The sequence below is a fragment of the Methylophaga sp. genome, assembly GCF_965655755.1.
Lineage (GTDB): Bacteria > Pseudomonadota > Gammaproteobacteria > Nitrosococcales > Methylophagaceae > Methylophaga.
The window spans coordinates 21,808-31,972 of the sequence record NZ_CBFHHW010000027.1; the positions used below are offsets into that span (position 1 = coordinate 21,808).

Sequence of the window (10,165 nt, forward strand, 5' to 3'; positions counted from 1 at the left end):
ATTATTTAAGACCAGCGGCGTCGCGTAGCGCGTCAGCCATATCGGTTTTTTCCCAGCTAAAACCAGCATCTTCACGGCCGAAATGACCATAAGCTGCTGTTGGCTGATAAATGGGTTTAATCAGGTCAAGCATTTTGAGTAGGCCCACGGGACGCAGGTCAAAATATTCTCTGACCAAAGCGACTAATTTGTCCTGGGCAATTTTTCCGGTGCCAAAGGTGTCGACACTGATAGACGTCGGTTCAGCAACGCCAATCGCATAAGAAATTTGAATTTCACAGCGATCAGCCAGCCCCGCGGCGACAATATTTTTAGCCACATAACGACCAGCGTAGGCAGCGCTGCGATCCACTTTTGATGGATCCTTACCTGAAAAGGCTCCGCCACCGTGGCGTGCCATACCACCGTAGGTATCAACAATAATCTTGCGGCCTGTCAAACCGGCATCACCGACTGGACCGCCAATGATGAACTGGCCGGTTGGATTGATATGGATTTGAGTTTTGGGCGTCAGCCACGCTTCAGGCAAAACAGGCTTGATGATGAGTTCCATCACCGCTTCCTGAAGGTCTTTTTGTGAGATGTCCGGACTATGCTGTGTCGACAAAACAACGGCATCAATGCCGACAGGTTTGCCATCTTCATAAGCAAAGGTGACCTGGCTTTTGGCATCAGGCCGCAGCCATCCGAGTTCACCACTTTTACGCACATGAGCTTGACGTTTAACCAGACGATGCGCATAGGTGATCGGGGCCGGCATTAGCACATCCGTTTCATTACTGGCGTAACCGAACATCAGGCCCTGATCGCCTGCACCCTGATTCTCTTCGGTATCACGATCGACGCCCATGGCAATGTCACCCGACTGTTTGCCGATAAGTGACATGACAGCACATGTCTCACCGTCAAAGCCGACGTCTGAACTGTTGTAGCCAATATCTGTGATAGTTTTGCGAACGACGTCTTCTAAATCAACCCACGCCGTTGTCGTGATTTCCCCGGCAATGACGGCAGCACCGGTTTTGATCAGTGTTTCGCACGCTACGCGGGCACGAGGATCCTGGCGTAAGATTTCGTCCAGAATGGCATCTGAAATCTGATCGGCGACTTTATCCGGATGACCTTCCGACACCGATTCAGAGGTGAAAAGATAATTACTACTCATAGTCAACTTCCCCAATACAATGTGACTTAGGTGTTGATAGTGGGATTTGGTGTGGAGTTGTACGATGTCACGCCCATTACTATCAGTTACCTGTTAATAATGAACGCAGTTGAAAATTTTAGAACTGAATAAGCCTAGCAGGTGATCCCCTGTTGCAGCGTTCCTTATTCAAGTCGCATATAGTAATTGATACCGAAAAAATTACAAGCCTGGCATCTACTTACACTTAGTCGAGTGTTAAATTTTGCCCGTGGTTTTTTAACCACGTTCTATGGACTTTGAAGTCTGAGCAAAAGTTCTCAACCAATTGCCAGAACGCGGGCGAATGATTGTGCTGACTGAGATGACAAAGCTCGTGAATAATAACGTAATCAATCACGGAGTCTGGCGCCATAATTAGCTTCCAGTTGAATTGAATTTCACCGGATCGTGAGCAGCTTCCCCAGCGGGCTTTATAGGTTTTGATGAATATGGCTTTTGGTTGTAATCCCGATGACCTGGCAAGCTCTCGGCAACGCTTCTCCAGGAGATGTTTTGCCTGCGATTTAAACCAGGCCGTTACATGTTTGAGAATCACGGCCTGTGAAGGCGAAGTGCTTTTCAGTTCAACTGTCAATGCATTGTCACGGACAGAAACTTTATTTTGTTTGCTCGCAGAGATTAACTTTAAAAATAACTCTTGGCCCAGAAACAAAAAAGTCTCACCCTCTATAAACTGTTTTTTAGTAACAGGAGGATGTAATGCGAGCTTTTGTTGTATCCAGTGAGTCTTTTCGCGAATAAACCGTTCGGCATGCTGCGATCCCATTTTTGCCGGCATACGCACACTGACCCTGCCATCTGCGACGGCTAATGCCAGTGTTTTTCGTCGCTTACTGCGGATAATGTCGACAGTAAAGCCGTCGCCCTGAATCATAGTCATCACTTAATTTTGGACAAGATGCAGATTTTTAGCTAGCGATTTGAGAAAATAGCCAGCTTAATGAAAAACTTAAAGTCCTATGACCACTGAAATTTCCCTGACAAACGCGAGAAAACTATCTGTTGCGCCAATGCTTGATTGGACCGATCGCGATTGTCGTTATTTATTACGATTAATTTCCAGCCATTGCCTGCTGTACACCGAGATGGTTACCACCGGAGCGTTGATCCATGGTGACCGGGATCGTTTTCTGGCACATGAAGAGTTGGAGTATCCATTGGCTTTGCAATTGGGTGGTTCCGATCCAAAGGATCTGGCGGAATGTGCCAGGATGGGAGAAGACGCAGGCTATGACGAAATCAATCTGAATGTTGGCTGCCCCAGTGACCGGGTTCAATCCGGTCGATTTGGTGCCTGTTTGATGGCTGAGCCGGATTTAGTGGCTGAGGGTGTTGCAGCTATGCAGCAACAAGTCGATATTCCTGTCACCGTCAAAACCCGTTTGGGAATAGACGAGCAGGATAGTTACGAATTTTTGTCGGACTTTATTGATAAGGTCTCAGCGGCGGGGTGTGAAATTTTTATTTTGCATGCCCGTAAAGCATGGTTAAAAGGTCTGAGTCCGAAAGAAAACCGCGATGTACCACCACTGGATTACGAACGGGTTTATCAGATAAAAAAAGATTTCCCACAGCTGCATATCGATATTAATGGCGGTATACACAGTCTGGACGACGTGCGGCAGCATCTCCAAAATGTCGATGGTGTGATGATGGGAAGAGCGGTGTATCACAACCCGTACCTGTTAGCAGACGCTGATACTGCGGTCTTCTCCGGGGATGGAAATGTGTTATCGCGTCATCAGATCATCGAAGCTATGCTGCCGTATATTGAAAAGCGTATGCGGGAAGGACGTCCGTTAAAATCGATTACCCGCCATATGCTTGGTGTGTTTCAGGGGCAACCCGGTGCCCGTCGCTGGCGGCGACATTTAAGTGAAAATGCTCACCTGCCAGGCGCAGGAATCCATATTCTTCGCGAAGCGTTGGATTTAGTCGGTTAGTTTCGTAAGCCAGTGCCTTTTTTGAGCAGGTATAAAGCATAGGCTGTCAGCACGGCAATAAAGAGCAGAATGATACTAAAAGCAGCAGTAATGGGAATATCCGACACACCTAACATGCCAAAACGGAATGCATTAACCATATACAAAATCGGATTCAATAACGAAACGTTCTGCCAGAACTCTGGTAACAGACTGATTGAATAAAATACACCACCCAGATACGTCAGTGGCGTCAAAATGAAAGTCGGCACCAGCGAGATTTCATCAAAGCTATTGGCATAAATGGCATTAATAAAGCCACCTAAGGCAAACAAAATAGCACTTAACAGCACCACACTGATGGTGATGCCGATATGCTCAATCGGCAAGTGGGTGAAAAATAGCGATACTAACGTCACAATCAGGCCCACACATAAACCACGGGCGGTGCCACCGGCCACATACCCCGCCAGGATCAGGTAATTCGGTATTGGTGCCACGATAAGTTCTTCGATGTGATTCTGGAATTTGGCGCTGAAAAAGGACGAAGCTACATTGGAATACGCATTGTTGATCACCGCCATCATGATAATGCCGGGAACAATGTATTCCATATAGCTAAAGCCGCCCATTTCACCAATACGGCTGCCAATCAGGTTGCCGAAAATAATGAAATACAGGGTCATGGTGATAGCTGGCGGCAATATGGTTTGTGGCCAGATTCGGATGAAACGACGAATTTCCCGTCTCAGCAGGGTAGAAAAGGCGACCCAATGGCGTTGTCGGCGTGTTTGATTCATGATGCCTGCTCGCTGGTTTCAACTAGATTCAAGAACAATTCTTCTAATCGGTTGACTTTGTTTTTCATACTCACCACTTCAATACCATGCTGACTTAACAGCTCAAAAATACGGTTTAGTGAGTCGCCGCGACTGATTTCAATCTCAATGGTGGTGTCATCCACCCGATGGTAGTCAAGATTATTGAGATCCGTGTTTTCTACGAGGGGGTATTTCAGGTCAAGTACAAAAGTTTCTTTATCCAGTCGGTTAAGCAACGTTTTCATATCGGTGTTTTCAACAATTTCACCTTTATCGATGATGGCGATATTTCGGCACAGGTTCTCAGCTTCTTCCAGATAATGCGTGGTCAAAATAATGGTAGTGCCTTCTTTGTTAATTTTACGCAAAAAGGTCCACATCGAACGACGTAATTCAATATCGACGCCTGCAGTTGGCTCATCGAGAATGAGTAGTTTAGGTTTGTGCACCAGCGCGCGTGCAATCATCAGGCGTCGTTTCATACCACCGGATAAGGCACGGGATGCCGTGTGACGCTTTTCCCACAAACCCAGTTGTTTGAGTAACTCATCGGCACGAGGCTCAGCTTCAGTGGCGGGCATGCCATAATAGCCAGCCTGAGCAACAAGAATATGCTTGACCTGCTCAAAGCCGTTAAAGTTAAACTCTTGCGGAACCAGCCCGATATAGCCTTTGGCGAGTTCGGCATCGTCATCGAGGTCTGCATCGAATACCTTAACGCTACCGGCTGATTTTGTAATGAGGGAAGTAGTGACACCAATCGTGGTTGACTTGCCGGCGCCATTAGGGCCCAGTAAGGCAAAAAAATCACCCTGCTCAACATCCAGGCTGATCTGTTTCAAAGCCTGAAAGCCATTGCCGTAAGTTTTGCTTAGATTATTGATAGATAAAGCTTTCACAGCTCCTCTCTTCGGGCAAAATAAAAGAACGCTAGACTATCATGTCCGATACGGTATTGAGAATTTGGAATTGAAATGACACTGAAGAGCCCACCTGAAAATCAACACGAGTTAAAGCTTCGTTGTCAGCAACTGGCAGGAAAGACATTGGGCCAGATCGCCATTGAGCTTGGGGTTACTGTGCCGGATGATCTCAGGCGACATAAAGGTTGGGTAGGCCAGTTACTGGAAAACTATCTTGGCGCCGATGCTGGTAATCAGGCGGAACCGGACTTTACTGGTTTGGGTATTGAGCTTAAAACGATACCATTGAATGCCTTGGGACAGCCTAAAGAGTCCACCTATGTCTGCACCGTAGCGTTGACCGAATCCGGTAATATGCAATGGCAGGATAGTTGGGTGAAAAAAAAGTTGAGCCACGTATTATGGTTACCTGTTGAGGCTGAACCTGCTACCCCTGTTGCGGAACGTTATGTGGGGTTGGGCTGGTTATGGCAGCCTTCGAATGAACAGGAATCGGTTTTACGACAAGACTGGGAAGAGTTGATGGATCGCATTGTTCTGGGAGAACAGGCTGATATTACGGCTAAAGAAGGCCAATATCTTCAGATCCGTCCCAAGGCAGCTCACAGTCGAGTAATGGCGAAAACGCGAGGGGATGAAGGGGAAACCGCTTTGATTAACCCGAAGGGGTTTTATTTGCGAACCAGCTTCACCCGTGAATTACTCGCGACACAATTCAAATAATGATAATGTTGCTTTCTGTACATGGATGACATTATAAATTGGGAAGCACAGAGAATCGATGTTAAACGCGCTGGTAGTAGATAGCTCCAATTATTTTTGTGAGCAGTTGACGGATTTATTGGTGGCAGCTGGGTTCGAGGTTGAATCTGCACAGACTGGAATGGAAGGCTTGGAGAAAGCCAGATTAAGTCGATATCGACTCGTGTGTTGCTCAGATAACCTCAGAGATTTTGCCAGCAGTGAGTTCTGCAGTCAGCTACGTGCACTGAATGGCTATGATTTTGCGACCTTACTGGTTTTAACCGAATACGATAATTCCAAAGTGCTTAAACAGGCGCTATTGGCGGGCGCGACTGATATTTTCAGCAAGCACGACATTATCGAGATGGAAACCTATCTCAGCCGACTCAGTGAGCGAGAGTCACGGCAACTATCAGGTCGCGTCTTATTCATTGAAGATTCCCGGGTTTTACAGACTATTATTATCGATCTGTTAACGGATATGGGGCTGGATGTTGATGCCTACAACTATGCCGAGAGTGCATGGGATGCCTTTCAGGGTGGTGATTATGATCTGGTTATCACTGATATTATGCTTGAAGGGGGGATGAGTGGCATCACGCTGGTACGAAAAATTCGTCGTATGCAGAGTGAATACGGCAATGTGCCAATTATTGCGACTTCAGGATTTGACAATATGTCACGCAAGATTGAGCTCTTTCATCTTGGCGTCAATGACTATGTCTCTAAGCCTATAGTTCGGGAGGAGTTGCGTCAGCGGGTATTTAATCATGTGACCAGTTATCAGACTCTGAGAGAACTGAAAACACAGCAACATTCGCTGCATAGTCTGTCGATGCTTGATGAAACGACCGGTTTATTCAACCGGCATGCGTTAAGGGAGTTTGCGGGTAAATACTTCAGCGAAGCCTATCGTTTTAATCGAACGTTATCGGTGGCAGTGATGGATGTGGATCACCTGAAACAAATCAATGAAGACCATGGCTTTGAGCGAGGCGATGAATTGCTTGCTGAACTAGGCGCCTGGTTAAAGCGTCATGTGCGAGATGTGGATATGATTGCTCGTTGGGCAGGTGATGAGCTTATCTTTATTTTACCCGGCTGTGATGTCATTGCCGCCAACAGCCTGATGGAGCGAACACAGGCACGCTTGCGTAAGTTAAAGCCAGCCGGCATAGGCATCACCGTGAGTATTGGTATTGCCGAATTACGTGAAACACCCAAAGATTCACTTAATTCGCTGTTTGAGCTTGCTGATAAAGCCATGTATCAAGCAAAAATGGCCGGCAGAGATTGTGTCGTAATGTATCGTGAAAATGAATCAGTGACAGACGAAACTGATTAACGATAACGTTGCTGAAACGTTTTGCACTGGCTTTTGTCCAGCATAAAGATGCCGTGGCCGCCCTGATCAAAATCTAACCACAAAAATGGCATCTCAGGCCATTTTTCATCGACAGCCAGATCACTGTTACCCACTTCAACAAACAATAAGCCTTTATCTGTCATATAGTCAGCAGCTCTGAGCAAAATCTGCTCAACCAGAGCGAGACCATTGTCGCCAGCTTCAAGGGCTGAAACCGGCTCGTGATGGTATTCTGAAGGTAGACGTGCCATTTCTTCAGCGCCGACATAGGGGGGATTACAGATAAGCAGGTCATATTGCTGGACAGGTTCAATGTTGTCCCAACAATCGGATTGAATTGCCCGAACCTGATCCTGTAAGTGGTGTTTAGCAATATTGATATCGGCGACAGCGAGAGCATCATGGCTTATATCAACTGCGTCCACCTCAGCTTGCTCAAAGGCCATTGCCAGAGCGATAGCGATACAGCCACTACCAGTGCATAAATCGAGAATTTTTGTGACTGACTCTGGTTCCTTGAGCCAGGGCTGGAACTCCGCCTCAATCAGTTCCGCAAAGGGAGAGCGGGGAATCAATACACGTTCATCGACATAAAAAGGCAGACCGGCAAACCAGGCTTCATGTGTGAGATAGGGCAGGGGAATGCGCTGCTCGATACGTTTCTCAACGAGTAACAAAAAGGATTTTTTTTCCGCTGTTGTCAGGCGCGCATCAAGAAACGGTTCGGGCAATTCATTCACGGGTAACGATAATGTGCTCAGAATTAACTGAGAAGCTTCATTGAATGCATCCTCATTACCATGACCATAAAACAATCCCGCTTCAATGAAACGTGATGTTGACCAGCGCAGGAAATCACGCAATGTTTTCAGCTCATTCTGAGCGGCAAGGTAGTCGATCATGCGTTATGCGTGATATCAACAAAATGACCTGCGATTGCTGCCGCTGCTGCCATAGCAGGGCTCACCAGGTGAGTTCTACCGCCTTGGCCCTGACGACCTTCAAAGTTTCTGTTTGAGGTCGATGCGCAATGCTCTCCAGCTTCGAGGCGATCAGCATTCATTGCCAGACACATAGAACAACCTGGATCACGCCATTCAAATCCTGCTTCGATAAACACTTTATCCAGACCTTCCTGTTCAGCCTGCTGTTTTACCAGACCAGAACCTGGCACGACCATAGCCTGTTTAAGTGTTGCTGAAACCTTACCGCCTTTAATAGCGTCGGCAGCCTCACGTAAATCTTCGATACGTGAGTTGGTACAGGAGCCGATAAATACACGGTCAAGTTGTATATTGGTGATGGCTTGATTAGCTTCAAGGCCCATGTATTTCAGCGCTTTTTCCATGCCATTACGTTTAACCAAGTCTGTTTCAGCTTCAGGATCTGGCACATTTGCTGTCACTGGTACCACCATTTCCGGTGACGTGCCCCAGGTGACTTGTGGTTTGATATCCTCAGCTTTGAGTACAACAACTTTATCGAAAAAGGCATCGTCATCCGAATGCAAATCAGACCATGCCTCAACCGCTTTATCCCAATCCTTAGCTTGCGGTGCAAACGGACGATCTTTCAGATACGAAATAGTTGTGTCGTCAACTGCAATCATCCCGGCGCGGGCACCGGCCTCAATAGTCATATTACAGACGGTCATTCGACCTTCCATACTTAATGCCTGAATAGACTCACCGGCAAATTCAATGGCATAGCCGGTGCCACCGGCTGTACCGATTTTGCCGATAATGGCCAGCACGATATCTTTGGCTGTAATACCGGGGTTAACATGACCTTCAACGCGCACCTGCATATTTTTTGATTTGCGCTGAATCAGGCACTGTGTTGCCATGACATGTTCGACTTCTGAGGTACCAATTCCAAATGCCAGTGCACCAAAAGCACCATGGGTTGAGGTATGGGAGTCACCACATACAACCGTCATCCCAGGCAGGGTGGCGCCTTGCTCAGGGCCCACAACATGCACAATACCCTGACGCATATCATCAAGACCAAACTCGGTGATACCGAATTCATGACAGTTTTTGTCGAGCGTTTCTACCTGTAATCGGGAAACGGGATCGGCAATGCCTTTGTCACGGTCTGAGGTGGGGACATTGTGATCAGGCGTTGCCAGAATTGAATTCAGCCGATACGGAAGACGATGCGCCAGACGCAAACCTTCAAAGGCTTGCGGTGAGGTGACTTCGTGAACCAGATGACGATCGATATAGATGAGCGCTGTGCCATCTCCATCGGTGCGTACAACATGTTGTTCCCAGAGTTTATCGTAAAGCGTTTTGGCTGACATAGGTCTTCAAATTAATATTATGGATAACTGCTCATTATACCCTTTCAATGAACGAAGCTCTATTAGCGTGATCGTTAGACATAAAAAAACGGGCAACCCGAAGATTGCCCGTTTTTTATTTTGCTAAGGAAAAAGGTGGTTATTCCATATTAGCGTGTCTATATTTCATTTCTTCTTCAGGAATACCTTTCTCATGAATTAGATGAGAAACGATTGATTCCAAGAAAATCAATGTAGACAATTCAAACATGGTACCCATAGGCATGCCCTTTGTGGGAGCAAAGCTATTATCGTTACCGATTTGAATTGTTTTATCCGCCATATCACCAATCGTTGAACTTGATTTTGAACAAATCAAAACTACTTTAGCGTTCTCTGATTTAGCTTTGTTCGCGAATGAAACCAACTGCGTTGTTTCACCAGAACCTGAGATAACGATCAATAAATCGCCTTCACGGATACTTGGTGTGCTGATTTCACCTTGAACATAAACGGTATAACCACTATGCATCAACCTCATACCAAGGAAGTTACCAACTAATTTTGAACGACCCGCACCAGTAATGAAGATGCGCTTGGCACCATCACACATAGAGACGAATTCTGATTCAAGTGAGCTGTCAGTAGCACCAAGAATATCAGTGATTTTGTTAACAACTAGATCACGATGCATTGTCATTTTTCTATTCCTTATGCTGCGTCAACCAAAGCACGCAGTTCTTTAGCAGAGTCTGCTGGAGAAGGTGCGCCATAGATTGCAGCACCAACTACAACGATTGCAGCGCCAGCTTGAACTGTGCTTTGGATGGTGTCTTTGTTGATACCACCAGCAACAGAAACTTTAACATTCAGACCCAAACCTGTGATGGTTTTCAGG

General features: G+C 46.5%; 11 protein-coding genes and 1 riboswitch. Of the genes, 3 read left to right on the plus strand and 8 right to left on the minus strand.

All coding sequences use genetic code 11. The features are described 5' to 3' along the window. Position 1 precedes the first annotated feature (1 nt). Both metK and ACTF5U_RS09600 read right to left on the minus strand, forming a co-directional pair. On the minus strand, positions 2-1,165 hold the full coding sequence (gene metK, locus ACTF5U_RS09595; protein WP_438971408.1) for a methionine adenosyltransferase: 1,164 nt from the start codon (positions 1,163-1,165) through the stop codon (positions 2-4). Positions 1,166-1,259: 94 nt separating this feature from the next. Then, positions 1,260-1,337: riboswitch (S-adenosyl-L-homocysteine riboswitch) on the minus strand. A gap of 54 nt (positions 1,338-1,391) precedes the next feature. Further along, positions 1,392-2,081, minus strand: a complete 690-nt coding sequence (locus ACTF5U_RS09600; protein ID WP_438971409.1) for a M48 family metallopeptidase — start codon at positions 2,079-2,081, stop codon at positions 1,392-1,394. 85 nt (positions 2,082-2,166) lie between these two features. Between ACTF5U_RS09600 and dusA the strand changes: the two genes are divergently transcribed. Then, complete coding sequence (dusA, locus tag ACTF5U_RS09605) at positions 2,167-3,150, plus strand: tRNA dihydrouridine(20/20a) synthase DusA (protein WP_438971410.1); 984 nt, start codon at positions 2,167-2,169, stop codon at positions 3,148-3,150. On the opposite strand, the gene ACTF5U_RS09610 is transcribed toward dusA, so the two are convergent. Both ACTF5U_RS09610 and ACTF5U_RS09615 read right to left on the minus strand, forming a co-directional pair. Next, positions 3,147-3,929: an ABC transporter permease gene (locus tag ACTF5U_RS09610; RefSeq protein WP_438971411.1), complete on the minus strand. Its 783-nt coding sequence runs from the start codon at positions 3,927-3,929 to the stop codon at positions 3,147-3,149. The two genes, dusA and ACTF5U_RS09610, sit on opposite strands and share 4 nt — an antisense overlap. Then, a complete protein-coding gene (locus ACTF5U_RS09615) occupies positions 3,926-4,849 on the minus strand; it encodes an ABC transporter ATP-binding protein (protein ID WP_438971412.1) in 924 nt (307 codons plus the stop codon). Before ACTF5U_RS09615 ends, ACTF5U_RS09610 begins: the two co-directional genes overlap by 4 nt. Positions 4,850-4,924: 75 nt before the next feature. On the opposite strand from ACTF5U_RS09615, the gene mutH reads away from it, so the two are divergent. Next, on the plus strand, positions 4,925-5,596 hold the full coding sequence (gene mutH / locus ACTF5U_RS09620; protein ID WP_438971413.1) for a DNA mismatch repair endonuclease MutH: 672 nt from the start codon (positions 4,925-4,927) through the stop codon (positions 5,594-5,596). Between the two features lie 58 nt (positions 5,597-5,654). Further along, on the plus strand, positions 5,655-6,962 hold the full coding sequence (locus ACTF5U_RS09625; RefSeq protein ID WP_438971414.1) for a diguanylate cyclase: 1,308 nt from the start codon (positions 5,655-5,657) through the stop codon (positions 6,960-6,962). Here ACTF5U_RS09625 and prmB read toward each other — a convergent pair. From prmB to ACTF5U_RS09645, 4 genes are all read right to left on the minus strand, one after another. Continuing rightward, positions 6,959-7,885 carry a 50S ribosomal protein L3 N(5)-glutamine methyltransferase gene (gene prmB, locus ACTF5U_RS09630; protein ID WP_438971415.1) on the minus strand — a complete coding sequence of 309 codons (927 nt, stop codon included), beginning with the start codon at positions 7,883-7,885 and terminating at the stop codon, positions 6,959-6,961. The two genes, ACTF5U_RS09625 and prmB, sit on opposite strands and share 4 nt — an antisense overlap. Then, positions 7,882-9,288, minus strand: coding sequence for a 3-isopropylmalate dehydratase large subunit (gene leuC / locus ACTF5U_RS09635; RefSeq protein ID WP_438971416.1), 1,407 nt, complete (start codon positions 9,286-9,288; stop codon positions 7,882-7,884). The genes prmB and leuC overlap by 4 nt, the downstream gene beginning before the upstream one ends. 139 nt (positions 9,289-9,427) lie before the next feature. After that, a complete protein-coding gene (hxlB, locus tag ACTF5U_RS09640; protein WP_438971417.1) occupies positions 9,428-9,967 on the minus strand; it encodes a 6-phospho-3-hexuloisomerase in 540 nt (179 codons plus the stop codon). A gap of 11 nt (positions 9,968-9,978) precedes the next feature. Further along, positions 9,979-10,165: orotidine 5'-phosphate decarboxylase / HUMPS family protein (locus ACTF5U_RS09645; RefSeq protein ID WP_438971418.1), on the minus strand; the 187-nt coding region annotated here is incomplete at its 5' end.